Genomic DNA, 22,086 nt, shown 5'->3' with positions numbered 1-22,086 from the left:
CGCGGCAACCGCGGCATTCGCGGGAGTCATGTCCGGCTTCGGCGCATCCACGGCGACGGCCGACCCGATCATGGATTCGAAGACGCTGCTGGCGAATCCCGTCTCGGCGGACGGCTCGAAGATCACCAAGGCCGAGTACAAGGACGACCGCACCATCCGCCTGCAGGTCTACTCCGCGGCCATGGACCGCACCTTCCCGGTCGACGTGCAGCGCCCCGCCGATGCCTCGGTGCCGCGCCCGGTCCTGTACCTGCTCAACGGTGCGGGCGGCGGCGAGGACGACGCGTCCTGGGTGGCCAAGACCGATGCGCTGAAGTTCCTCGGCGACAAGAACGTCAATGTGGTCCAGCCGATCGGCGGCAAGTGGAGCTACTACACCGACTGGATCAAGGACGATCCGGTACTCGGCCGCAACAAGTGGAAGACCTTCTTCACCGAGGAGCTGCCGCCGCTGATCGACGGCGCGCTCGGCACCAATGGCACCAATGCCATCGCGGGCCTGTCCACCTCGGGCACCACCGTGCTCGCGCTGCCGATCGCCAAGCCGGGCCTGTACAAGGCCGCCGCCGCCTACAGCGGCTGCGCCCAGACCAGTGATCCGGTCGGCTCGGAGTTCGTCAAGCTGACCGTCGAGACCTGGGGCGGCGGCAATGTCGAGAACATGTGGGGCCCGATCGGTTCGGCGGACTGGGTGGCGAACGATCCCTACGTCAACGCCGAGGGTCTGCGCGGTACCGACCTCTACATCTCGACCGGCAACGGTCTGCCCGGCCCGTACGACACCCTGAACGGTCAGTACGCCCTCCCCGGCTCCTACGGTCTGGCCAACCAGATCCTTATCGGCGGCATCATCGAGGCGGGCACCAACTACTGCACCAACAACATGAAGACCAAGCTGGATTCGCTCGGCATTCCGGCCACCTTCAACTTCCGCCCCTCCGGCACCCACTCCTGGGGCTACTGGAACGACGAGCTGCACGCCTCCTGGCCCACCCTGGCCCGCGGCCTCGGCCTCTGAGGCAGTCGCCGGGAGATAGTTGCTCGAACCCGACCGCCCCGATGTGTTCTGCGACACAATCGGGGCGGTCGCTTTGTTTTTCGTCGGAGCTAGCGCAATGCCTGATTTCGCAGGTAAATGGGTAACTCGTCGGGCACGGGCTGACTCGCCCGCCTCCGACCGCCGGGCGCCGACGGCACTGTTGGGGCGCCTGAGTCTGGCCTGAAGATTTGGGAGGCGGTACAGCTAACCAAAAAGTTCGGGAACCCGTAAAATTCTGTTCTGTGAGTACAACCCTGGTCGAATCGGCGCGTAACGCGACGACTCGGGCGAGATCTGTCAGCGTCTTGCTCGGCCCGGCATTCGTAGCGGCCATCGCCTATGTCGATCCCGGCAATGTGGCGTCGAATATCAGTGCGGGCGCCGAGTTCGGCTATCTGCTCGTCTGGGTCATCGTGATGGCCAATGTGATGGCCGGGCTCGTGCAGTTCCTCTCCGCGAAGCTGGGGTTGGTCACCGGTATGTCGCTGCCGGAGACGGTCCGGTCGAAGTCGAGTCGTCCGGTGCGCCTGGCCTATTGGGTCCAGGCCGAGACCGTCGCGATGGCCACCGACCTGGCCGAGGTGGTCGGCGGCGCGATCGCGTTGAAGCTGCTGTTCGATCTGCCGCTGCTGGTCGGCGGGCTGATCACCGGTGTGGTCTCGATGGCGCTGCTGCTGGTGCAGAACCAGCGCGGGCAGAAGCCGTTCGAGCGGGTGATCACGGGTCTGCTCGCCGTCATCGCCATCGGCTTCCTGGCCAGCGTGGTGATTTCACCGCCGTCGGTCCCCGGCACTGTCGGCGGTCTGCTGCCGCGCTTCCAGGGTTCGGAGAGCGTGCTGCTCGCGGCCGCCATGATCGGCGCGACCGTGATGCCGCACGCGGTCTACCTGCACTCCGGACTGGCCCGCGACCGCCACGGTCAACCCGAGGTCGGGCCGATCCGCACCCGGCTACTGCGGATCACCCGGTATGACGTCGGACTGGCCATGGTGCTCGCGGGCACGGTCAATCTGGCCATGCTGCTGATGGCCGCGAATACCCTGCGCGGCCGCGAGAATGTCGACACCCTCGAGGGCGCGCATGCCGCCGTCGGCGATGCGCTCGGCCCCGTCGCCGCGCTGCTGCTGGCGATCGGCCTGCTGGCCTCGGGTCTGGCATCGACCTCGGTCGGCGCGTATGCGGGCGCGATGATCATGGAAGGCCTGCTGCGCCGCAAGATTCCGCTGCTGGCCCGCCGGCTGGTCACGCTGGTTCCGGCCATCATCATCCTGGCGGTCGGCATCGATCCCACACGCGCGCTGATCATTTCGCAGGTGGTGCTCTCGTTCGGCATTCCGTTCGCGCTGATCCCGCTGGTCCGTTTCACCAGCGACCGCGTCCTGATGGGCAATGATGTCAACCACCGGGTCACCACGGGGTTGGCCTGGCTGGTCGCCGTCATCATCAGCCTGCTCAATGTCGCGCTGATCTACCTGACCGTCACGGGCAATTAGGCGAACAGGGTGCGCTGGGCGTAGCCGGTATCGAAATACTCACGGGCCTCGATGATTTTGCCGTCCTCGACCCTGAAGACGATCGCCACGTGGTTGACATACGGCTCGCCGGCCTCGGTGGTCGCGCGGGTGGTCCATTCGGCGACCGCCTGCGCGCCGTCGGCCAGTACGGTCCGCACCTCCTGCGTGATCGGCTGGGACAGATCCATCCGCTCGACCATCTGCGCGACGAATTGCCCGAAGATCTCCTCCGGTCCGGTCCAGGTCCGCGCGGTCGGCAGCTCGCCGAACAGGGTCCAGGTCGATTCCGGTGTGAAGAAGGCGGCGGCGCGCTCGGTATCGCCGGATCCGAGCGCCTCGATATAGGCCAGGATCGTGGCGCGGGTCTGCTCGGTGCTCGACATGATCGCTCCTTCAGGCGTCGATGGTGAGGATCGCGTTGCCGCGGATCCGGCGGTTGTTCAAATCGGCGAGCACGCTCGCCGTTTCGGCCCAGTCGGCGACCCTACCGATCTCCGGATGCAGGCGGCCCTGCGCCGTCAGATCCACCAGGACGCGCAGATCTTCGGCATCCGTGGTGTCGGCGACCCAGTGCGGGAAATGCTTCAGCGTGAACGGGCTGACCGTCAGGTATTCGAAGAAGCTGAGCCGGATCGGTCGCAGACTCGCCTGGCCGAACCACAGCACCGTGCCGCCGGGCGCGATCCGGGCGAGCGCGTCCGCGAAGACATCGCCGCCGACCGATTCGAAGATCACCTCGAAGGGCCCGTCCGCATCGGTGACATCGTGGATAACGGCCGCGCCGAGTTCGGCCAGTCGGGCGCCACGCTCGGGGGAGGCCGCGACCGCCGTCACCGCAATGCCCGCGGCCGTTGCCAATTCGACGAGATAGTGGCCGACCCCGCCGGATGCGCCGGTGATCAGCGCCTTCTTATCGGCCGGGGCCTCGACGTGGCGGAGCAGGCGCAGTGCGGTCAAACCCGCGAGCGGCAACGCGGCCGCGGTTGTGGTCGGCATCGCGTCGGGCAGTTCGACCAATGCGGATGTCGGCACCGGCACCCGCTCGGCCCAGCCGCCGCCCTCGGCATGGCCGACCACGCGCGTTCCGACGGCAGGCCCCGAGCCGTCGGCGGCGGCCGCGACCACTCGGCCGACCACATCCTGTCCCATCACCGTGCCCGGCACGGTCGGGGTGCCGTAGGCCCCGGTCATGGCGAGGATTTCGCCACGGTTCACCGAGAATGCCTCGACCTGAATGACCGCGGCGTCGGTGGCGGGCGTGGGTTCGGAGGTCTCGGCGAATCGCACCAAGGTCCGATCACCGGTTGCGGCAAGGGCTTTCATCTGAATTCCTCCTGGTCGTTGCGATGAAAACGACACTAAGAGGGTTGGTTTCCAGGTGAAAGAAGGCAGTAATTAGTGGTATAGGTACCTGGTGGATACCAACGATCCCATGGCATACGACATCTTCAACCTGAACTGCCCGTCCCGCGCGGTCTTCGACCGGCTCGGTGAACGCTGGACCGGACTGGTGCTGCTGGCCCTGAAACCGGGCACTCTGCGCTTCTCGGAGTTGCGCAGGCAGGTGCAGGGCATCACGCAGAAGATGTTGACCCAGACCCTGCGCGGTCTGGAACGCGACGGCATGGTGTCGCGCACGGTCTATCCGACCGTACCGGTCACCGTCGAATACACCCTCACGCCGCTCGGCCACAGTCTCAGCGCCGCGGTCGATGTGCTGCGGACCTGGGCCATCGAGCACATCGACGAAATCAATACAGCCCGAGCGGAATACGCCGCAGTCGGCTAGCTCCTCAGATCAGACCCAGTTCTCGATCCAGTACTTCCAGATCAGCGGGGCGTAGGCGGCCAGCGGCGGCACCTTGATATCGGTGCCGGCCAGCGCGGCGGTGGCATTGCGGCAGTCGAACCAGCAGCTGAATTCGCTGTGCTCCAACACATCCTGGGGCACACCGACGTGTGGTAGCAGCCAGCTCGTACCGGGGATGCGCAGCACCATCTCGAGAGCGCGCTTGGGCATCACCTCGACCAGATGCGGCGCACCGGCCTCATCGGCGAACAGATTCAATGCCTCGGCGGCGCTCTGCCGCCGTGGATCGACCAGATGGTACGTGCTGGCGGTCGAGTCGGGTTGGTGTGCAAGGTGATCCAGGGCGCGGGCCACGAAATCGACCGGGACCATATTGGTTTCCCCCAGCTTCGGCACCAGCACCGGCAGGATCCTGGGCAGCTGCGCGGCCATCCGCAGCAGTCGGAAGAAGTAGTAGGGCCCGTCGATCCGGTCGATCTCTCCGGTGCGTGAATGTCCGATCACGATCGGCGGCCGATAGATGCGCCAGCCTATGCCGGACTCGCGCACGATCTTCTCGGCCTCGAATTTGGCCCGCTGCCTCGGCGAGGTCAGCACCTGGCCGACGTCGAACATGTCCTCGGCGAACAGGCCCTCGAATCCGCCCGCCACATCCACCGTCGACATATGGTGCAGCAGCCCGGCTTTCAGCTCCTCGGCGACGTCGATGACATTGCGGGTGCCGCCGCCCCGTTCGGTGAGGTCATAACTGGACGCCAGATGGAAGATATGGTCGATCGAGCCCCGGTGCTCGGCGAGCCAGCTCGGATCGATGCCGAGCCGAGGCGCGCCGAGATCTCCGCGCACCGGCCGTACCCGATCCGCACCCATCCACTCCCGGGCACACCAGGTGTACCGGTCCGCCGAATCGATGCCCGGCCGTACCAGCACATGAATATCACCCTCGCGTTTCAGCAGCTCGGGGACAAGAAACCGACCGATAAACCCAGTTGCTCCGGTAACCAGGTAAGCCATAGCGGATCAACATAGTCGCTTGTTCGGGCACGACTGTGCCCGGGATCACTTGCCCGCCTCCCCGAGCCCCGCCGAACTGGTCGGCGCGATCAGTCCGCGAAGACCGGCTTGCGCTTGGTGAGCATGGCGGTCGCGCCTTCGATGAAGTCGGGGGACTTCAGCAGTTCGCTCTGGCCGGACTTTTCGGCGGCGAGTGAGCCGTCCAGTGCCGACAGGGTCGCGGCGTTGAGCGCCTTCTTGGTGAGTTCGAGCGCGCGGCGCGGGCCCGCGGCGATCTTGGCGGCCGCCGCCTCGACCAAGGCGTCGAGTTCGTCCTCGGGGACCACGGCGGTGAACATGCCGGCCGCCTTGGCCGCCGGCGCGGGTAGCCGCTCGCCGAGCAGCGCCATCTCCGCGGCCAGCGCGCGTCCGGCCGCCGCCGCGACCATGGTGGCCGCGCCGCCGTCGGGCATCAGGCCGATATTGATGAAGGCGAGCAGCAGGTAGGAGTCCTCGGCGGCATAGACCAGATCGGCGGCGAGCGCGATGCCGACACCGACACCGGCGGCCGCGCCCTTGATCCGGGCGATGACCGGAATCGGAGCGTCCACAATGGCTTTCACGAGCCGGTTGGCAGCGTCCATCACCATGTCCGACGATATGCCGCGCTGCGCTTCCGACGCGGTTGCGGCAAGATCGGCTCCCGTGCAGAAGTCGCCGCCCGCACCGGTCAGTACGATCACCCGCACCGAGCGGTCCGTGGCGGCGGCCAGGAAGGTGTCACCGAGGGCGACCATCGTGTCGTAGTCGATGGCGTTCTTCCGCGTCGGCTTGGTGATCGTTACCCGCAGCACCTTGCCGTCGTGGACGGCGCTGAAGCCCGCGGTCGTGGTCGCGGAGTCGGGGTTGCTCATGTGCTGCTCCTGGTCTGGAATTCGGCGGGTGCTGGGCGATTTCCAGGAACCCGCGATCGCTACGGCCGGCCATGAATGGTGGTTAACTTTGCGAATTGTGGTTAACTTAGGATGATTTGTCCGGCGCTGTCAACCGACGGCGCCGCCGCAGAACGGAGAGCTACATGGTCGCGGATCGCAGCGAGGTCGACATCGCTGGCGATCGCTTGCGGGTCACTCGGAACAACCCCGAGCCCGCGCGCTCCGACGCGGGTGGGGCTCGGGCCGCCGCGGAACCCACCCCGTCGGTCCGGCGTCGCCCGAAGGACCGCAAGGTCCAGATCATCCGCGCCGCCGCGCGCGCGTTCAGCGAACGCGGGTACTACCCGGTCGGCGTCGACGAGATCGCGGCCGAGGTCGGTATCTCGGGGCCCGCGCTGTATCGCCACTTCGCGAACAAGTACGCGCTGCTGGTCGCGGCCGCCGAGGAAGGCGCACTGCACCTGCTGAAGGTCGCGCGCGGCGCGGACGATCCGAACCTGGCGCCGGAGGCCAGGCTCGACGCGCTGATCAAGGCGCTCAGTGACCACACCATCGACATCCGCCGCGAGGCCGGGCTGTACCGCTGGGAGCGGCGCTATCTGGAGGCCGAGGACCGGGCCCGGATCAGGAAGGTCTACGACGCGCTCAACGCGCTGTTGGCCGAGCCGATCGGACAGCTGCGCCCCACCGCGCCGCCCGCCGATGTGGCGATGCTGGCCGCCGGAGTGCTCAGCGCCATCGCCAGCATCTCCTCCCATCGCACCGCGCTGGCCACCGCCCGGCTGCTGCCGCTGCTGCGCGAGATGTGCTGGTCGATCCTGCGCGCCGAACTGCCGCCCGCGCCGACCGAACCCGACCCCGGACCGGCCGCCCGCGGCCTGCCGATCACCTCGAAGCGCGAACAGCTGCTCACCGAGGCGATCCGGATCTTCGGCCGCCAGGGCTATCACGAGGCCAGCATCGAGGAGATCGGCGCGGCCGTCGGCATCAATGCCTCCAGCGTCTACCGGTACTTCACCAGCAAGGCCGATCTGCTCGCCGCCGCCTTCCATCGCACCGGTGACCGGGTGGCCATCGCGATCACCGAGGCGCTGGCCGAGGCGACCAGCCGCCCCGACGCGGTCCGGCGCATCGCCGACCGCTATGCCCGACTCACCTTCTCGATGCCGGAGATCATGCCGGTCTACTACGCCGAATTCAGCAATCTGCCACAGGCCGAACAGCACAAGCTGCGCGCCATCCAGCGCCAGAATGTGCTGGAGTGGGCCAACCTGCTCGACGGCGATCAGATCGAGGCGCGCTTCCGCGTGCACGCCGCGCTCGGTCAGGTGATCGACGTCGGCCGGTTGACCAAATTCGACTCCCGGCCCGAGCAGATCGCACGCGTACGCGCCCTGATGGAAGCCGTCCTGCGCTCTGTCTGATTGCCGCGCCTGCGGCACGGCGTGTTCGCGGCCCCCTGGGGTCTCGCGTCCGAGCCGTCGAGACTCGCGACTTCGTCGCATGCGCTTCGACGGCTCGGACGCGAGACGGGCCGCGAACGGTCGCTCGTAGGACTCGCTCCGTGGTGGTCGCCCAGGGCGGGTAGTTCGACGCCCGAGGTGCACTGTCCAGCGGCTGAGGCTTGCGGCTGCGTGGCATGCGCTTCGACGGCTCGGACGCGAGACGGGCCGCGAACGGTCGCTCGTAAGACTCGCTCCGTGGTGGGGGCGTATGAAGTGATTCGCGGTTGGGCTCAGCTCTAGCGACCGTGGCGCACTCGGAAGATGGTCTTTGCGGTGCGCAGGTGCCGGGTGTGTCGATCGAAGGTGGACAGGTTCACCGGGGCGCGGTAACGCTTGCGCGCGATGGCCAGCGTCCGGCTGAATTCGCGCAGTCCCTGGTCGCCGTGATGGTGTCCCTGCCCGTATTCGCCGACGCCACCGAACGGCAACGCGGGGATTCCGGCGTAGGTGGTCGAAGAATTGATGGTCACAACGCCGACCCGCAGCTGTTCGGCGAAGGATTCGATGCCGTGCACATCGCGGGTGAACACCGACACCGCGACACCGTTGCCGACCGCGTTGATCCGCCGCGCCGCCTCGTCCATATTCGCGACCTTGTTGACGATCAGCACCGGCCCGATGCCCTCACCGGTGATCGCGACGCTCTCCTCCGGCACCTCGGCGAGCACGATGGGTTCGATATAGGGCTCGCGTATCGAGTCCAGTCCGCCGACCACCGCGCGCCCGCCCCTGGCCAGCGCGTCGCGCACCTGTCTGCGCACCACGTCGACCTGTGATTCCAGAATCATGGGACCGTAGGAGGCGCGCCGATCCGCGCCGGGGCGCAGCCGCCGCGCCTGCTCGACCACCAGTTCCAGGAATCGGTCGTAGACGGAGTTGGCGACATAGGCCCGCTGGATGCCGGTGGAGTTCTGGCCCGCATTGGCCATCGCGCCGAAGACCGCGGCCTCCGCGGCCTCGTCGAGTTTGGCGTCTACGTGAACCACCATGGTGCCCTTGCCATTCCGCTCGACCACCACCGGCGTCATGGTCTGCGCGCACAGCGAGATCACCTCGCGCGAGCCCGCATCCGAACCGGCGTAGGCGATTTTGTCCACCTTGCCCCGGCACAGGGCGGCGGTGGTGGCGTGATCGCCGGTGACCACTTGCAGCACAGGCTGATTCGGCGCCAGTTTGTTCCAGCTGTCGGCCAGCCAGACCCCGACGCCGGTGGTGAGTTCATCGGGTTTGAAGACCACGGCATTGCCCGCGGCCATCGCGTAGGCGATCGAACCCATCGGGGTGAAGACCGGGTTGTTCCACGGTCCGAGCACACCGACGACGCCCAGCGGCAGATAGCCGACGGACGCGTGCTGATTGCGGGTCAGCCAGGTCGATCCGAGCTTGCGCCGATCGAGTACCCGGGCGGCGTTGCGGGCCGCCCAATCCAGATTCTCGACGGCGAGCATCACCTCGATTGCCGCGTCCGCCTCCGGTTTTCCGGTTTCCTCGCACAGGATCTCCACCAATTCGCCTGCGCGCCTGGCGATGCTGCGCTTCCAGTCCAGTAGCCAGCGTTTGCGGGTGCCGAATCCCAGTTCCGCCCACCACTTTTCGGCGGAGCGTGCGGCGCGCACGGTGCGGTTGAGTTCACCGGCGCCCATCACGGCGTAGTTGCCGACGATTTCGCCGGTGCGCGGGTCATAGGACGTCAGCACGTTCGGTCGGCCCGATCCTCCCGTATGCGCTGCCAGCCTCGGCTGCGCGGTCTCGGCCATGGTCACCTCTCGCAGGGTCGATCCGCCGCAGACCGCTGCGCGCTAGGCGAAAGCGGTACTGCCGCAAACGAGTGAGTGCGTGTTCCCCCGTCTAGCAGACTATGGTCGCCGCGACGGCCCGACAAGGCGTTCGTACCGCCCCTACGCTGCCCTTGGCGGCCGCGACCAGCGACGATCGCGGCCGTGGCGGATCGGCCACCGCAAATGTGATGAAGGACACACTTAGGTTTCGGACTGGTGGGTATGGCGCGGTCGGCCATGCCGGAATGCGCGGGCCGGTAACATCACGCCTGGCGGCAGGGATCACCAACCGGGACGTATTCATGCCGAACGCCTAGCGACCGCCGCCGATCAGACATAGTGGAGAGTTGATGCCGAGCTTGAACCAACCGGATTCGCACGCGAGCGACCCACCGCTCGACAGTGGTGAGGCCGCGGTCGTCGTTGCCGACGTCCGGAAGTCATTCGGCGATGTGCATGCGCTGCAGGGCATCAGCTTCACCGCCGAGCGGGCCAGCGTGCTCGGCATCCTAGGGCCGAACGGCGCGGGCAAGACCACCATGGTCAAGGTGCTGTCCACCCTGCTGCGCCCGGATTCGGGTACCGCCGTCGTCGCGGGCCACGATGTGCAGAAGGATCCGGCGGGCGTGCGGCGCTCGATCATGATGACCGGTCAGTACGCCGCACTCGATGAGAACCTGTCCGGCCGCGAGAACCTGGAGCTGTTCGGCCGCCTGATGGGCCTGGGCAAATCCGCCGCCCGCAAGCGCGCCGACGTCCTGCTCGAGGAATTCGACCTGGTGAGCGCGGGGCGTCGTACGGTGCGCAACTATTCGGGCGGTATGCGTCGTCGCGTCGATATCGCCTGCGGACTGGTGGTGCGCCCCGAGGTGGTGTTCCTCGACGAGCCGACCACCGGTCTGGACCCGCGCAGCCGTCAGGGCGTGTGGGATCTGGTGACCGCGCTGAAGAATCAGGGCATCACGGTGCTGCTCACCACGCAGTACCTCGAGGAAGCCGACGTGCTCAGCGACAACATCATCGTCATCGATAAGGGCACGGTGATCGCCGAGGGCACCGCCGACGAGCTCAAGGAGAAGACCGGCGGCAGCTACTGCGAGGTGGTGCCGCTGGATCCGACCCAGCTCGGCAAGGCCGCCGCCGCGCTCGGCGATCTGGTGCCCGCCGCGGTGCTCGCCGACATCAATGGCGGGGACCGGCTTTCGATTCCGGCGCCCGATGGTGCCGCTACCCTGTCCGAGGCGCTGCGCAGGCTCGACGCCGCCGCGATCCAGCTGGCCGATATCGCGCTGCGGCGGCCCTCGCTCGATGACGTATTCCTGTCCATCACCGGCCATTCGGGCGGCCACTAGTGAGTTCCGCAACCGTTGAGCAGCCCGATTCGGCGCTGCTCTTCGCCGAGCTGCCCGCGGCCCGGCTGTCCTCCTTCGCGCAGTGGCAGGCGCTGACCGGACGCATCATCCGGACCATGGCCACCAAGGGCGAACTGATCGTCGCGATGATCACCCCGCTGGTGTTCACCCTCGGCTTCTATCTGCCGCTGCGGTATGTGATGAAGTTCCAGGGCATCGACTATGCCCAGTTCGTCATGCCGATCATCGTGCTGCAGACCATGGCCTTCACCATGATGTCGAATGCGCAGCTGGCCGCCTACGAGGCGCTGACCGGTCTGAGCACCCGACTACAGACGATGCCGATCGGCGCCATGGTGCCCTTGAGCGCGCGCATCGCCGCCGGGTTGGTTCGTTCGCTCACCTCGCTGACCGCGGCCATCATCTTCGGCTACATGATCGGCTTCCGATTCGTCGCCGGTCCCGGTCAGGCCGTGCTGTTCTGCGTGTTCTCGATCGCGGTCGGTACCGTGCTCGCACTCGGCGCGGACGCACTCGGCAGTCTGACCAAGAGTCCGGAATCGCTGAGCCAGGCATTGACATTGCCCACCTTGATCTTCGGCATGCTCTCGTGCGGATTCGTCCCGGAGCGCAGTTTTCCGATGTGGATCCGACCGTTCGTGCGTAATCAGCCGATTTCCCAGTTCTCCTTCGCGCTGCGCGATATGGCCCATAACGGGGTGAGCTGGGATGTGCTGTGGGTGCCGCTGGTCTGGTTGGGTGGTGCGGCGATCGTCTTCACCCCGTTGGCGATCTGGGCGAGCGTGAGGCGGTCATGAGTTCTGTCGAGACTGTGGAGCGCACCGAGATCGACGGTTTCGAGGTGCTGCCGCGGGTCATCGCGCCGTCCGAACGCGCGCTGTCCACCTGGGTCGTGCACAGCCTGATCCAGTGCAAGCGACTGCTGCTGGTGTGGGCGCGCGATCCGGCGACCACCATCCAGACACTGGTCTATCCGGCATTGACGCTATTGATGTTCCGCATCGTGCTCGGCAATTCGATCACCGCGGCCACCGGCATGCCGAGCATCTACGGGCAGGTCGCGCTGATCACGCTGGTCGCGGCGATGTCGGGTGCGGTGGTCAGTGCGCTGGGCTTCAAGGGTGAGAAGTTCACCGGACTGCTCGGGCGCTTCTGGACCATGCCGGTGCACCGGGCGGCCGGACTGACCGGCAGGCTTTTTGCCGAGGCGGTCCGTGTCCTGGTCACCACCCTGTTCGTGATCGCGGTCGGCTTCACCCTCGGCTTCCGCTTCGGCCAGGGTCCGCTCGCGGCCATCGCGCTCATCGGCATTCCGGTGCTGTTCGGGGTGGGCTTCGCCGTGCTCGTCACCGCACTGGCGACCATTACCGAGGGCGTCATGCTCGTCAGCCTGATCGGCATCTTCAACACCCTGCTGATGTTCTTCAACACCGGCTTCGTACCGGTCTTCGCCTACCCGATCTGGCTCCAGGACGTGGTCGCCAACCAGCCGATGAGCTGTGCCATCGATGCCATGAAGGGCCTGTCCTACGGCGGTTCGGTAGCCGAACCCCTCCTCGAGACCGTCGCCTGGGTAGTCGGCCTCACCATCGTGTTCGCCTACCCCGCCATCCGCGGCTACCAACGCGCCGCCGAAACCGGCGCCTGACGAACCCGGCCCGGTCCGCGCCGCCGCGCCGACCGGGCCGGGTGCTCAGATGCGCTCGAGCGGCTCCGTGAAATCGTAGTTCAGCCAGCGGTTTCGGTTGGTCCAGCCGACCAGGTCGTAGCGCCAGTGGAAGGGCCAGGTGTGCGCGACGGTGTTGAAGAGGACGGCGCCGAGGGCGGTGTAGTCGTCGTGGGCCGAGAGTAGGGCGCGTTGGCCGCGTGGGGTGGCGCTGAAGAAGGCGTCGAACATGGCGATGGACTGTTCGGTGGTCAGGCGGCCCAGGCCCCAGAGGCCGCGCATGCGCATCCAGTACACCAGCCGCGCCCGCCACGGCCAGAGTTCGGCGATGGGGTCACGGCCTTGCCGCAGGGCCGTGACGGCGGTGTCGGCGAGGGCCAGCGAATCGGCGACGCTGTAGCCAGTGCAGGGATGCATCATGCCGCCGCGGGAGCCGAACGGAATCGCCTGGGCGGTACCCTTTTTCGGCGGTGGCTGGTCGAGCGGGTAGTGCGCGGCCTCGGTCGGCTCATCGCCGGTGAGTGGGATGCCATGTGCGGCAAGGCGGTTCAGGGTGCGCCTGCGCAATTCGTGCTGCGGCATGCCGCCACGCAGGCCGAGGCTGGTCTCCTCGAAGATCACGGTGCCGTCGCCGAGTGGGACGGCGTAGAGGAACGACGGCGGTTCGTCCGGCCCCGCACCGTTGTCCGGGCGCCAATCCAATAGCAGCCCCTCGCCTTCGGTGATCATCGGCGCCGCGGTCTCCGCGTCGACGAAGATGCCGTGCGCGCTCGCGGCCCGGCGCTGTCCGAGCGTGGGCAGTCCGCGGGTATCGAAAACCGTTGCCGCTCTGAGGATCGTGCCGTCGGCGAGCTCCACCTCATTGGCATCAACTCGCGCGGCCCGACCGGCGAATACGGTGGCCTCGTCGAGGGCGAGCGCATCGCGCAGACCGGTTTTCGACAGCACGCAGTAGGGCCGGTCGATACGATGCTCGGACTTGGTCCAGACCGTCGGCTTCGGAATGCGCGCGGCAATGGCGCTGGGCGGCAGCCACTCCGGCAGCTCATCGATCCAGCAGGAGAAGGTGGGCGGCCAGAGCCGGTCGGGTCGCGGATCGACGGCCGCCACGGCGCATCCGGCCCGTATCGCCCGATGCGCCAGCGCCCGTCCGGTCGGCCCGAGCCCGACCACGCAGAGGTCGAATTCCCGGACCGCGCTGTCACTCATGCTTCGCATTCAATCCGCTCCGGCCGTGCGCCCGCAACACCGCCTCCGGCCCACAGACTCGCGGCCCCCGTGGCGCCGCTCACCGGTTCGGGACCGGGCGAGGGCATGACCTACTTGGGCGTGACCCAGGTGGTGATATCGGCGTGCACGACCTCGAGACCGTGCTTGTCGTAGATGGATACCGGCACGACCAGTTCCCGGCCCTCGGTGATCTCGGTGAAGTCGGGCAACTCGGCCAGCTTCGCCACCGCGCGCAGTCCGGTCTCGGCCTTGGCCAGGTACTGCACATTCATCGACTTGGGGATCCAGCGGTGGGTATCGGGCACCGTCGCCTCGCTCAGCATCCCCATGGCCACCTCGGCCAGATTGCATGCCGCGATCGCGTGATAGGTGCCCAGATGGTTGTGGATGCCGAACCACTTCGGCGAGGTCACCTCGCACAGTCCGGGTTCCAACCGCACAACGCTCGGCAGCACCGTGCCGAAATAGGGCACCCGGGCCACCATGCCCAGCGAGAACAGGGTGTGCCCCAGCCGATTGTCCGGCAGCTTCGTCCAGATGCGATGGGTCGCGGTCTGCTTCGTCATGCCCCTATCTTACTCAAAAGTAAGTTCAGCGCTTTCGCCCACGTCCCGCAACCGGTGGCGCGCCCGAGATTCGGGCTCTGACCTGGTGGCGGGTTGAGGGGTGGGGGCGGATTTGATGTCGCCAACGGCGTCGGGCATACTGTTCGGGTTGCCTTGCACCGGGTCATGCCGTTCCGCGGTTGTGGCGGGTGGTGAGGCGAGCAACACCCAATCGTGTACCCCGCTGCCTGCCAGCGCGGGTGCGTCCGGGACAGCGTTCCAGGCCAGGTGAAGTTTCGAACCGGGGCCGAGGAATGAGCGGATGGGCGACACGCCCGACCGCGTGGACCGGAGAACCATGACAGATGAACAGCGGCGAGACTGTCGCATGCCAACCGGCCGAGCCGGGTGGTGTGCCCGGTCGGGGGTCTCACTGAGACGTCTTTCGTGTGTTCGGGCTGTGCAATTGAAGGTGGTACGGAAGCCGGCTTCCGGACCACGAACGATAAGCGGAGAAAAGGACACTTAGCGTGGCGGGACAGAAGATCCGCATCAGGCTCAAGGCCTATGACCACGAAGCGATCGACGCGTCCGCGCGCAAGATCGTGGAGACGGTGACCCGCACCGGGGCCCGTGTGGTCGGGCCGGTGCCGTTGCCGACCGAGAAGAACGTGTACTGCGTCATCCGTTCGCCGCACAAGTACAAGGACTCGCGCGAGCACTTCGAGATGCGGACGCACAAGCGGCTGATCGACATCCTCGACCCGACGCCGAAGACGGTTGATGCCCTGATGCGCATCGATCTCCCGGCCAGCGTCGACGTCAACATTCAGTGACGGGGACTCGAATCATGACTGATAACAAGAACAGGCCCGCGGCGGGCATCCTGGGCACCAAGCTCGGCATGACCCAGGTGTTCGACGACAAGAACCGCGTCGTCCCCGTGACCGTCATCAAGGCCGGACCGAACGTCGTAACCCAGATCCGCACCGTGGAGCGCGACGGCTACAGTGCCGTCCAGGTCGCTTTCGGCGCCATCGACCCGCGCAAGGTGAACAAGCCGGTCTCCGGCCAGTTCGCCAAGGCCGGTGTCACCCCGCGCCGCCACGTCGCCGAGATCCGGGTCGCGGACGCCTCCACCTTCGAGGTCGGCCAGGAGATCAGCGCCGATGTCTTCGAAGAGGGCGCCTACGTCGACGTCACCGGCACCAGCAAGGGCAAGGGCTTCGCCGGCACCATGAAGCGCCACGGCTTCCGTGGTCAGGGCGCTTCGCACGGTGCGCAGGCGGTGCACCGTCGCCCGGGTTCCATCGGTGGCTGCGCCACCCCCGGCCGCGTGTTCAAGGGCATGCGCATGTCGGGTCGCATGGGTAACGACCGCGTCACCACGCAGAACCTCTCGGTTCACAAGGTGGACGCCGAGAACGGCCTGCTGCTGATCAAGGGTGCGATCCCGGGTCGCAAGGGCGGCGTCGTGATCGTCAAGAGCGCAGTGAAGGGTGGTGCGCACGCATGACCAGCGTCGAGAAGAAGACCAACCTGACCCTCCCGGTCAAGGAACTCGGCGGCAAGACCAACGGCACCGTCGAGCTCCCCGCGGAGATCTTCGATGTCACCGCGAACATCTCGCTGATGCACCAGGTCGTCGTCGCGCAGCTCGCCGCCGCACGCCAGGGCACGCACGCGACGAAGACTCGCGGCGAGGTCTCCGGTGGTGGTAAGAAGCCGTACCGCCAGAAGGGCACCGGCCGCGCCCGTCAGGGTTCGACCCGCGCGCCGCAGTTCACCGGTGGTGGCACCGTGCACGGTCCGCAGCCGCGTGACTACAGCCAGCGCACCCCCAAGAAGATGGTCCGCGCCGCACTGCGTGGGGCTCTCTCGGATCGTGCGCGCAACGAGCGCATCCACGTGATCAGCGAACTGGTTTCGGGGCAGACCCCCTCGACCAAGACCGCGAAGTCCTTCCTGTCCGAGCTGTCGGACCGCAAGAAGTTCCTCCTCGTCCTCGGACGTGAGGACATCGCGGCCTGGAAGAGCGTGCAGAACCTGGAGTTCGTGCACCCGATCGCGCCGGATCAGCTCAACACCTACGACGTGCTGGAAAGCGATGAAGTGGTGTTCAGCGTCGAGGCCTTGAACGCCTTCGTGCACGGCCCCGCCGAAGCCGCACAGGAGGAGAGCAAGTGACCACGATCGCCGACCCCCGCGACATTCTGCTGGCGCCGGTCATCTCGGAGAAGTCCTACGGACTGATCGAGGAAGGCACCTACACCTTCATCGTGCACCCGGATTCCAACAAGACGCAGATCAAGATCGCCGTCGAGAAGGTCTTCGGCGTGAAGGTGACCAGCGTCAACACCGCCAACCGTCAGGGCAAGCGCAAGCGGACCCGCTTCGGTTACGGCAAGCGCAAGGACACCAAGCGCGCGCTCGTGACCATCTCGGCCGACAGCAAGCCCATCGAGATCTTCGGAGGCCCGGTCGCGTAAGCGCCTGGGATTCCAGAAAGCAGAGAAGAACTCATGGCAATCCGTAAGTACAAGCCGACAACGCCGGGCCGGCGTGGCTCCAGCGTCTCGGACTTCGCTGAGATCACTCGGTCGACCCCCGAGAAGTCGCTGATCCGCCCGCTGCACAGCAAGGGTGGCCGCAACGCCCACGGTCGCATCACCACCCGGCACCGCGGTGGCGGCCACAAGCGTGCCTACCGTCTGATCGACTTCCGTCGCCTGGACAAGGACGGCATCCCGGCCAAGGTCGCGCACATCGAGTACGACCCGAACCGCACCGCCAACATCGCGCTGCTGCACTACCGCGACGGCGAGAAGCGCTACATCATCGCCCCCAAGGGCGTGGTGCAGGGCACCCCGATCGAGTCCGGCCCCACCGCCGACATCAAGCCGGGTAACAACCTGCCGCTGCGCAATATCCCGACCGGTACCACGATCCACAATGTGGAGCTGCGTCCGGGCGGTGGCGCCAAGCTGGCCCGTGCCGCCGGCATGAGCATCCAGCTGCTCGGTAAGGAAGGCCCCTACGCCACGCTGCGTATGCCCTCCGGTGAAATCCGCCGCGTCGACGTGCGCTGCCGCGCCACCGTCGGCGAGGTCGGCAATGCCGAACAGTCGAACATCAACTGGGGTAAGGCCGGCCGCATGCGCTGGAAGGGTCGCCGTCCCACGGTCCGTGGTGTCGTCATGAACCCGGTCGACCACCCGCACGGTGGTGGTGAGGGCAAGACCTCCGGTGGTCGCCACCCGGTCTCGCCGTGGGGTCAGCCGGAAGGCCGCACCCGCAAGCCCAACCGTCCGAGCGACAAGCTCATCGTCCGCCGTCGCAAGACCGGCAAGAAGCGCTGAAGGAGGAGGTAAGAAATGCCACGCAGCCTCAAGAAGGGCCCGTTCGTCGACGACCACCTCCTCGCGAAGGTGGACGTGCAGAACGAGAAGGGCAGCAAGCAGGTCATCAAGACCTGGTCCCGTCGTTCGACCATCATCCCGGATTTCATCGGTCACACCTTCGCCGTCCACGACGGCCGCAAGCATGTGCCGGTGTTCGTCTCGGAGTCCATGGTCGGCCACAAGCTGGGTGAATTCGCGCCCACCAGGACGTTCAAGAGCCACGTCAAGGAAGACCGGAAGAGCAAGCGGCGATGACCACTGAGACTCAGAACCCGACTGCCCGGGCGACGGCGAAGCACGTTCGCGTCACCCCGATGAAGGCTCGCCGTGTCGTGGACCTGGTCCGCGGCAAGCGGGTCGAGGACGCACTCGCGATCCTGAAGTTCGCGCCGCAGGCCGCGAGCGAACCGGTCGCCAAGGTCGTCGCCAGCGCCGCGGCCAACGCCGAGAACAACCTCGGTCTGAACCCGGCCACGCTGGTCATCTCGACCGCGTACGTCGACGAGGGCGCGACCATGAAGCGCTTCCAGCCGCGGGCCCAGGGCCGCGCGTTCCGGATTCGCAAGCGCACCAGCCACATCACCATCGAGGTCGAGAGCGTGCCCACCGCCGGTGCTGCTCGCAGCCGCCGGAAGGGAGGGGCAAAGTAAATGGGACAGAAGATCAACCCCCATGGCTTCCGCCTCGGTATCACCACCGACTGGAAGTCGCGTTGGTACGCGGACAAGCAGTACGCGGACTACGTGAAGGAAGACGTCGCCATCCGCAAGCTCCTGGCCACCGGCATGGAGCGGGCGGGCATCTCCAAGGTGGAGATCGAGCGCACCCGTGACCGGGTTCGCGTCGACATCCACACCGCGCGTCCCGGTATCGTCATCGGCCGCCGCGGCGCCGAGGCCGACCGCATCCGCGCCGAGCTGGAGAAGCTCACCGGCAAGCAGGTGCAGCTGAACATCCTCGAGGTCAAGAACCCCGAGTCGGATGCGCAGCTCGTCGCCCAGGGTGTGGCCGAGCAGCTGTCGAACCGTGTGGCGTTCCGTCGCGCAATGCGCAAGGCCATCCAGTCGGCCATGCGTTCGCCGAACGTCAAGGGCATCCGGGTGCAGTGCTCGGGCCGCCTCGGCGGCGCCGAAATGTCGCGCTCGGAGTTCTACCGTGAGGGTCGGGTCCCGCTGCACACGCTGCGCGCGGATATCGACTACGGCCTCTACGAGGCCAAGACCACCTTCGGTCGCATCGGCGTGAAGGTCTGGATCTACAAGGGCGACATCGTCGGTGGCAAGCGTGAGGTCACGGCTGCGGCCGCGCCCGCCGCTGGTGACCGCCGCGAGCGTCGTGAGCGGCCGAGCCGCCCGCGTCGGTCCGGTTCCTCGGGTACCACCGCGACCAGCACTGAGGCCGGGCGTGCAGGCGCTGCCACTGCGGTTGCCGACGCCCCGGCAGAAACACAGGAGGGCTGACGCATGCTGATGCCACGGAAGGTCAAGCACCGGAAGCAGCATCACCCGAGCCGCAGCGGCATGGCCAAGGGCGGCACTTCGGTCGCGTTCGGTGAATTCGGCATCCAGGCTCTCGAGCCCGCCTACGTCACCAACCGGCAGATCGAGTCCGCGCGTATCGCGATGACTCGCCACATCAAGCGTGGTGGCAAGATCTGGATCAACATCTACCCGGATCGCCCGCTCACCAAGAAGCCCGCCGAAACCCGCATGGGTTCCGGTAAGGGTTCGCCGGAGTGGTGGGTCGCGAACGTCAAGCCCGGACGCGTGATGTTCGAAATGAGTTACCCCAACGAGGAGATCGCTCGTGAGGCCCTGCGCCGCGCGATGCACAAGCTCCCCATGAAGTGCAGGATCGTGACCAGGGAGGAGCAGTTCTGATGGCTACCGGTACACCGGCCGCAGAGCTCCGCGAGCTCAACGAAGAGGAGCTCGTCGCCCGCCTGCGCGAGTCGAAGGAAGAGCTGTTCAATCTGCGCTTCCAGATGGCGACGGGTCAGTTGGACAACAACCGTCGCCTGCGCGTCGTGCGTCACGAGATCGCGCGCATCTACACGGTCATGCGTGAGCGTGAGCTCGGCCTGGCCTCGGCACCCGCTGGCAAGGGAGATGCGGCATGAGTGAACAGGAAAAGCGCGGTACCCGTAAGGTCCGCATCGGTTACGTGGTCTCGGACAAGATGAACAAGACCATCGTTGTCGAGTTGGAAGACCGTACGCGGCACCCGCTCTACGGCAAGATCATTCGCTCCACCACCAAGGTGAAGGCGCATGACGAGAACGAGATCGCCGGTATCGGCGACCGCGTTCAGCTGATGGAGACCCGGCCGCTGTCGGCCACCAAGCACTGGCGTCTGGTCGAGGTGCTGGAGAAGGCCAAGTAGTTTCAGCGACTGCTGTGCAGTTCGCTCGAAATGACAGCTCTGAAAAGGACCGTCCCCCGGAGTATTTCCGGCGGGGCGGTCCTTTTTATTTGCGCCGAGTCAGATAGTTTCGCGTTGCCGGTGGTTCGCCTTTATCGGTCGCAATGCGAGCGCGGTAGTGATAACCGTCGACAACGGGGGCAGGCGCTGATCTCGCTCGGGCGGGTCGACCCAGTAGGCGCCCTCCCGGGTGTGCCTGCCGAGGCCGGTCGGGATCATCAGCGCACTGCCGACGATCGGAACATGGATGTCCTTGCGGGAGAGCAGGTCCAGTACTCGGTAGCCGGGGGAGTAGTCGACGGCGGCGATGAAGGTCCAGCGAATCTGCCGGGCTAAGAGCGGACCGGGACTGCCCTGCTGGCGGAGTGCGGCCAGCAGTTTCTCGGCGAATAGCTTCGGCACGTGAACGATTCCCACCGCGTTCGTCACCGGCAGCATGACATAGCCGCCGCGTTCTTCGGCGGGCAGGTGAAACTGCTGGCGGTAGTACGCGACCCAATCGAGCACGGTCCGAACCTCTTCGATGTTCACGGTAAATCCCGTCTCATCTGGCAGTGATGTCGTTGGCTTAGCAGTAGCCTGAGCCTTGATCGAGTTCGCGCCCGGAATTTCCTTCCGGGATCCTTTCCAATTGAGGTGGAAGATCGGCCTGTGCGCGGAATGACGCAGAATCTCACCATCGGGGAACGGGTGGCTTGGTATCGCCGCCGCCGGGGTATATCCCAAGAAGCTCTCGCCGGGCTGGTCGGGCGCACCGACGACTGGATGAGCAAGGTCGAGAACAACCGGATCCCGTTGGACCGGCTATCGGTGATCCGTCTGCTAGCCGACGCCCTCGATGTCTCGCTCGGTGATCTGATCGGTGAGCCGACACTGCTGGACTGGACCAGTGAAAGCGGGGTTTCCACCATCCCCGCGCTGCGCGCCACGTTGATGGACTACAGCCACCTGATGCGCACATCGTCACCATCGAGCGTCGGGTCCCCATCGTTCCAGCTCCCAGCGCTCGAACGGGATCTGAGCGAGGTATTCGCGGCGTATCAGGCCTCGAAGTTCGGCTTTGCCGCCGGGCGACTGCCGGTGCTGCTGTCCACGGCGCTGTCGATGGTGCAGTGCAATGGGGACGAACCGAGTAATCGAGTATTGGCGCTGGGCTATCAGGTCGCCGCGTCGGTGCTGACCAAACTCGGCGAAACCGACCTGGCCTGGAATGCGGCCGAGCGCGGACTCGCCGCCGCGCAGCGCGCCAATGATCCGGCGATCATCGGATCGTTGATCAGGACCGTCGCTTTCACCGTCATGTCGACGGGCCGGGTACAACCGGCCGTGAATCTGGTGGAAGCCGGAGCCGACTATCTGCAATCCCATCTCGGCGCGAACCGTCCGGATGTGTGGTCCGTGTACGGGACTCTGCTGCTCGTCGGTTCAATGGCCGCGGCCCGCAATAACCGGCGAGATACCGTCCAGGGCTTTCTCGCAGAGGCAGATCATGCGGCGGCGCGGTTGGGTGGCGACCACAACTACTTGTGGACCGCCTTCGGCCCGACCAACGTTGCGATCCACCGGGTCAATACGGCAATGGAATTGGGCGATGTGCAGATCGCGCTGAGCCTCGGTCCCAACCTCGATACTTCCGCATTGCCGATAGAGCGCCAGATCCGGCACCAACTCGAACTCGCTCGTGCATTCAATCTCGCGGGTCGCCAACAGGATTCGATCACCACAGTGCTCGACGCCGAACAGGCGGCCCCGGAACAAGTTCGCCACCACTACCTGAGTCGACAACTGGTACTCACGTGGATGCGCAGTATCCCCGGCAGTCCTTCGTTCGCATTGCAAGCCTTGGCCAAACGAATGCAGATCGTGAGGTGATCCA

At 66.3% G+C, this 22,086-nt stretch carries 27 protein-coding genes; 19 read left to right on the top strand and 8 right to left on the bottom strand.

Annotated elements, in window-relative coordinates; translation table 11 throughout:
• The first annotated feature begins 28 nt into the window (after positions 1 to 28).
• Positions 29 to 1,018, top strand: coding sequence for an alpha/beta hydrolase (locus ACQP2D_RS39665; RefSeq protein ID WP_433685904.1), 990 nt, complete (start codon positions 29 to 31; stop codon positions 1,016 to 1,018).
• Positions 1,019 to 1,281: 263 nt separating this feature from the next.
• Positions 1,282 to 2,532, top strand: coding sequence for an Nramp family divalent metal transporter (locus ACQP2D_RS39660; RefSeq protein ID WP_433681018.1), 1,251 nt, complete (start codon positions 1,282 to 1,284; stop codon positions 2,530 to 2,532).
• On the opposite strand, the gene ACQP2D_RS39655 is transcribed toward ACQP2D_RS39660, so the two are convergent.
• On the bottom strand, positions 2,529 to 2,936 hold the full coding sequence (locus ACQP2D_RS39655) for a nuclear transport factor 2 family protein (RefSeq protein WP_433681017.1): 408 nt from the start codon (positions 2,934 to 2,936) through the stop codon (positions 2,529 to 2,531). The two genes, ACQP2D_RS39660 and ACQP2D_RS39655, sit on opposite strands and share 4 nt — an antisense overlap.
• 10 nt (positions 2,937 to 2,946) lie before the next feature.
• Positions 2,947 to 3,876, bottom strand: a complete 930-nt coding sequence (locus ACQP2D_RS39650; RefSeq protein ID WP_433681016.1) for a zinc-binding dehydrogenase — start codon at positions 3,874 to 3,876, stop codon at positions 2,947 to 2,949.
• Positions 3,877 to 3,985: 109 nt separating this feature from the next.
• On the opposite strand from ACQP2D_RS39650, the gene ACQP2D_RS39645 reads away from it, so the two are divergent.
• Positions 3,986 to 4,342, top strand: coding sequence for a winged helix-turn-helix transcriptional regulator (locus ACQP2D_RS39645; protein WP_433681015.1), 357 nt, complete (start codon positions 3,986 to 3,988; stop codon positions 4,340 to 4,342).
• Between the two features lie 9 nt (positions 4,343 to 4,351).
• Here ACQP2D_RS39645 and ACQP2D_RS39640 read toward each other — a convergent pair whose 3' ends face one another.
• Together ACQP2D_RS39640 and ACQP2D_RS39635 are read right to left on the bottom strand one after the other, a co-directional pair.
• Positions 4,352 to 5,377 carry an SDR family oxidoreductase gene (locus ACQP2D_RS39640; protein ID WP_433681014.1) on the bottom strand — a complete coding sequence of 342 codons (1,026 nt, stop codon included), beginning with the start codon at positions 5,375 to 5,377 and terminating at the stop codon, positions 4,352 to 4,354.
• Positions 5,378 to 5,466: 89 nt separating this feature from the next.
• Positions 5,467 to 6,270 carry an enoyl-CoA hydratase-related protein gene (locus ACQP2D_RS39635; RefSeq protein WP_433681013.1) on the bottom strand — a complete coding sequence of 268 codons (804 nt, stop codon included), beginning with the start codon at positions 6,268 to 6,270 and terminating at the stop codon, positions 5,467 to 5,469.
• Positions 6,271 to 6,434: 164 nt separating this feature from the next.
• Between ACQP2D_RS39635 and ACQP2D_RS39630 the strand changes: the two genes are divergently transcribed.
• Positions 6,435 to 7,715, top strand: coding sequence for a TetR/AcrR family transcriptional regulator (locus tag ACQP2D_RS39630; protein WP_433681012.1), 1,281 nt, complete (start codon positions 6,435 to 6,437; stop codon positions 7,713 to 7,715).
• 317 nt (positions 7,716 to 8,032) lie between these two features.
• On the opposite strand, the gene ACQP2D_RS39625 is transcribed toward ACQP2D_RS39630, so the two are convergent.
• A complete protein-coding gene (locus ACQP2D_RS39625) occupies positions 8,033 to 9,553 on the bottom strand; it encodes an aldehyde dehydrogenase family protein (RefSeq protein ID WP_433685903.1) in 1,521 nt (506 codons plus the stop codon).
• Positions 9,554 to 9,924: 371 nt separating this feature from the next.
• Between ACQP2D_RS39625 and ACQP2D_RS39620 the strand changes: the two genes are divergently transcribed.
• From ACQP2D_RS39620 to ACQP2D_RS39610, 3 genes are read left to right on the top strand one after another with little or no spacing between them, the layout of a single operon-like run.
• The gene (locus ACQP2D_RS39620) at positions 9,925 to 10,926 is read left to right on the top strand and encodes an ATP-binding cassette domain-containing protein (RefSeq protein ID WP_433681011.1); all 1,002 of its coding nucleotides are present in this window, start codon (positions 9,925 to 9,927) and stop codon (positions 10,924 to 10,926) included.
• A complete protein-coding gene (locus ACQP2D_RS39615) occupies positions 10,926 to 11,744 on the top strand; it encodes an ABC transporter permease (protein WP_433681010.1) in 819 nt (272 codons plus the stop codon). Before ACQP2D_RS39620 ends, ACQP2D_RS39615 begins: the two co-directional genes overlap by 1 nt.
• On the top strand, positions 11,741 to 12,595 hold the full coding sequence (locus tag ACQP2D_RS39610; RefSeq protein WP_433681009.1) for an ABC transporter permease: 855 nt from the start codon (positions 11,741 to 11,743) through the stop codon (positions 12,593 to 12,595). Before ACQP2D_RS39615 ends, ACQP2D_RS39610 begins: the two co-directional genes overlap by 4 nt.
• Positions 12,596 to 12,640: 45 nt before the next feature.
• Here the strand turns inward: ACQP2D_RS39610 and ACQP2D_RS39605 are convergent, their stop codons facing one another.
• Together ACQP2D_RS39605 and ACQP2D_RS39600 are read right to left on the bottom strand one after the other, a co-directional pair.
• Positions 12,641 to 13,822: a lycopene cyclase family protein gene (locus ACQP2D_RS39605; protein WP_433681008.1), complete on the bottom strand. Its 1,182-nt coding sequence runs from the start codon at positions 13,820 to 13,822 to the stop codon at positions 12,641 to 12,643.
• A gap of 110 nt (positions 13,823 to 13,932) precedes the next feature.
• A complete protein-coding gene (locus ACQP2D_RS39600) occupies positions 13,933 to 14,409 on the bottom strand; it encodes a hotdog fold domain-containing protein (RefSeq protein ID WP_433681007.1) in 477 nt (158 codons plus the stop codon).
• A 509-nt stretch (positions 14,410 to 14,918) separates the two neighbouring features.
• Between ACQP2D_RS39600 and rpsJ the strand changes: the two genes are divergently transcribed.
• Genes rpsJ through rpsQ form a run of 11 tightly spaced genes read left to right on the top strand, consistent with a single transcriptional unit; the run spans position 14,919 to position 20,171 of the window.
• On the top strand, positions 14,919 to 15,224 hold the full coding sequence (gene rpsJ, locus ACQP2D_RS39595; RefSeq protein ID WP_003938093.1) for a 30S ribosomal protein S10: 306 nt from the start codon (positions 14,919 to 14,921) through the stop codon (positions 15,222 to 15,224).
• Positions 15,225 to 15,238: 14 nt separating this feature from the next.
• The gene (gene rplC, locus ACQP2D_RS39590) at positions 15,239 to 15,904 is read left to right on the top strand and encodes a 50S ribosomal protein L3 (RefSeq protein WP_433681006.1); all 666 of its coding nucleotides are present in this window, start codon (positions 15,239 to 15,241) and stop codon (positions 15,902 to 15,904) included.
• On the top strand, positions 15,901 to 16,575 hold the full coding sequence (rplD, locus tag ACQP2D_RS39585) for a 50S ribosomal protein L4 (RefSeq protein WP_433681005.1): 675 nt from the start codon (positions 15,901 to 15,903) through the stop codon (positions 16,573 to 16,575). The genes rplC and rplD overlap by 4 nt, the downstream gene beginning before the upstream one ends.
• Complete coding sequence (rplW, locus tag ACQP2D_RS39580) at positions 16,572 to 16,877, top strand: 50S ribosomal protein L23 (protein ID WP_040686547.1); 306 nt, start codon at positions 16,572 to 16,574, stop codon at positions 16,875 to 16,877. Before rplD ends, rplW begins: the two co-directional genes overlap by 4 nt.
• A 33-nt stretch (positions 16,878 to 16,910) precedes the next feature.
• Positions 16,911 to 17,747 (top strand): 50S ribosomal protein L2, encoded by an 837-nt coding sequence (rplB, locus tag ACQP2D_RS39575; RefSeq protein WP_364391068.1) that lies wholly within the window; start codon positions 16,911 to 16,913, stop codon positions 17,745 to 17,747.
• 15 nt (positions 17,748 to 17,762) lie between these two features.
• Entirely contained in the window at positions 17,763 to 18,044 is a 282-nt protein-coding gene (gene rpsS, locus ACQP2D_RS39570; RefSeq protein ID WP_040686549.1) for a 30S ribosomal protein S19, read from the top strand.
• Positions 18,041 to 18,439: a 50S ribosomal protein L22 gene (gene rplV / locus ACQP2D_RS39565; protein ID WP_062983231.1), complete on the top strand. Its 399-nt coding sequence runs from the start codon at positions 18,041 to 18,043 to the stop codon at positions 18,437 to 18,439. The genes rpsS and rplV overlap by 4 nt, the downstream gene beginning before the upstream one ends.
• Positions 18,440 to 19,249 (top strand): 30S ribosomal protein S3, encoded by an 810-nt coding sequence (gene rpsC, locus ACQP2D_RS39560; RefSeq protein WP_355179663.1) that lies wholly within the window; start codon positions 18,440 to 18,442, stop codon positions 19,247 to 19,249.
• Positions 19,250 to 19,252: 3 nt separating this feature from the next.
• Positions 19,253 to 19,669: a 50S ribosomal protein L16 gene (gene rplP, locus ACQP2D_RS39555; protein WP_014349059.1), complete on the top strand. Its 417-nt coding sequence runs from the start codon at positions 19,253 to 19,255 to the stop codon at positions 19,667 to 19,669.
• The gene (gene rpmC / locus ACQP2D_RS39550) at positions 19,669 to 19,908 is read left to right on the top strand and encodes a 50S ribosomal protein L29 (protein ID WP_040686552.1); all 240 of its coding nucleotides are present in this window, start codon (positions 19,669 to 19,671) and stop codon (positions 19,906 to 19,908) included. Before rplP ends, rpmC begins: the two co-directional genes overlap by 1 nt.
• Positions 19,905 to 20,171 carry a 30S ribosomal protein S17 gene (gene rpsQ, locus ACQP2D_RS39545; RefSeq protein ID WP_364391063.1) on the top strand — a complete coding sequence of 89 codons (267 nt, stop codon included), beginning with the start codon at positions 19,905 to 19,907 and terminating at the stop codon, positions 20,169 to 20,171. The genes rpmC and rpsQ overlap by 4 nt, the downstream gene beginning before the upstream one ends.
• A gap of 99 nt (positions 20,172 to 20,270) precedes the next feature.
• On the opposite strand, the gene ACQP2D_RS39540 is transcribed toward rpsQ, so the two are convergent.
• Positions 20,271 to 20,741: a hypothetical protein gene (locus tag ACQP2D_RS39540; RefSeq protein ID WP_433681004.1), complete on the bottom strand. Its 471-nt coding sequence runs from the start codon at positions 20,739 to 20,741 to the stop codon at positions 20,271 to 20,273.
• A 129-nt stretch (positions 20,742 to 20,870) separates the two neighbouring features.
• Here ACQP2D_RS39540 and ACQP2D_RS39535 point away from each other — a divergent pair, with 129 nt between their 5' ends.
• On the top strand, positions 20,871 to 22,082 hold the full coding sequence (locus ACQP2D_RS39535) for a helix-turn-helix domain-containing protein (protein ID WP_433681003.1): 1,212 nt from the start codon (positions 20,871 to 20,873) through the stop codon (positions 22,080 to 22,082).
• Positions 22,083 to 22,086: the final 4 nt, after the last annotated feature.

Origin of the sequence: Nocardia sp. CA-119907 (assembly GCF_050955995.1) — a bacterium.
Taxonomy (GTDB): Bacteria; Actinomycetota; Actinomycetes; order Mycobacteriales; family Mycobacteriaceae; genus Nocardia.
Note: the sequence above shows the minus strand (reverse complement) of the source record. Positions and strands in the feature narration are given on the sequence as shown.

Coding starts and splice junctions, on each gene's coding strand:
- ACQP2D_RS39630 (WP_433681012.1), top strand. CDS start 6,435: ATGGTCGCGGATCGCAGCGAGGTCGACATCGCTGGCGATCGCTTGCGG.
- ACQP2D_RS39535 (WP_433681003.1), top strand. CDS start 20,871: ATGACGCAGAATCTCACCATCGGGGAACGGGTGGCTTGGTATCGCCGC.
- rpsC (WP_355179663.1), top strand. CDS start 18,440: ATGGGACAGAAGATCAACCCCCATGGCTTCCGCCTCGGTATCACCACC.
- rplC (WP_433681006.1), top strand. CDS start 15,239: ATGACTGATAACAAGAACAGGCCCGCGGCGGGCATCCTGGGCACCAAG.
- rpmC (WP_040686552.1), top strand. CDS start 19,669: ATGGCTACCGGTACACCGGCCGCAGAGCTCCGCGAGCTCAACGAAGAG.
- ACQP2D_RS39625 (WP_433685903.1), bottom strand. CDS start 9,553: ATGGCCGAGACCGCGCAGCCGAGGCTGGCAGCGCATACGGGAGGATCG.
- ACQP2D_RS39665 (WP_433685904.1), top strand. CDS start 29: ATGTCCGGCTTCGGCGCATCCACGGCGACGGCCGACCCGATCATGGAT.
- rplD (WP_433681005.1), top strand. CDS start 15,901: ATGACCAGCGTCGAGAAGAAGACCAACCTGACCCTCCCGGTCAAGGAA.
- ACQP2D_RS39655 (WP_433681017.1), bottom strand. CDS start 2,936: ATGTCGAGCACCGAGCAGACCCGCGCCACGATCCTGGCCTATATCGAG.
- rpsQ (WP_364391063.1), top strand. CDS start 19,905: ATGAGTGAACAGGAAAAGCGCGGTACCCGTAAGGTCCGCATCGGTTAC.
- ACQP2D_RS39620 (WP_433681011.1), top strand. CDS start 9,925: ATGCCGAGCTTGAACCAACCGGATTCGCACGCGAGCGACCCACCGCTC.
- rpsS (WP_040686549.1), top strand. CDS start 17,763: ATGCCACGCAGCCTCAAGAAGGGCCCGTTCGTCGACGACCACCTCCTC.
- ACQP2D_RS39640 (WP_433681014.1), bottom strand. CDS start 5,377: ATGGCTTACCTGGTTACCGGAGCAACTGGGTTTATCGGTCGGTTTCTT.
- ACQP2D_RS39645 (WP_433681015.1), top strand. CDS start 3,986: ATGGCATACGACATCTTCAACCTGAACTGCCCGTCCCGCGCGGTCTTC.
- ACQP2D_RS39600 (WP_433681007.1), bottom strand. CDS start 14,409: ATGACGAAGCAGACCGCGACCCATCGCATCTGGACGAAGCTGCCGGAC.
- ACQP2D_RS39635 (WP_433681013.1), bottom strand. CDS start 6,270: ATGAGCAACCCCGACTCCGCGACCACGACCGCGGGCTTCAGCGCCGTC.
- rplP (WP_014349059.1), top strand. CDS start 19,253: ATGCTGATGCCACGGAAGGTCAAGCACCGGAAGCAGCATCACCCGAGC.
- rplV (WP_062983231.1), top strand. CDS start 18,041: ATGACCACTGAGACTCAGAACCCGACTGCCCGGGCGACGGCGAAGCAC.
- rplB (WP_364391068.1), top strand. CDS start 16,911: ATGGCAATCCGTAAGTACAAGCCGACAACGCCGGGCCGGCGTGGCTCC.
- ACQP2D_RS39650 (WP_433681016.1), bottom strand. CDS start 3,876: ATGAAAGCCCTTGCCGCAACCGGTGATCGGACCTTGGTGCGATTCGCC.
- ACQP2D_RS39605 (WP_433681008.1), bottom strand. CDS start 13,822: ATGAGTGACAGCGCGGTCCGGGAATTCGACCTCTGCGTGGTCGGGCTC.
- ACQP2D_RS39610 (WP_433681009.1), top strand. CDS start 11,741: ATGAGTTCTGTCGAGACTGTGGAGCGCACCGAGATCGACGGTTTCGAG.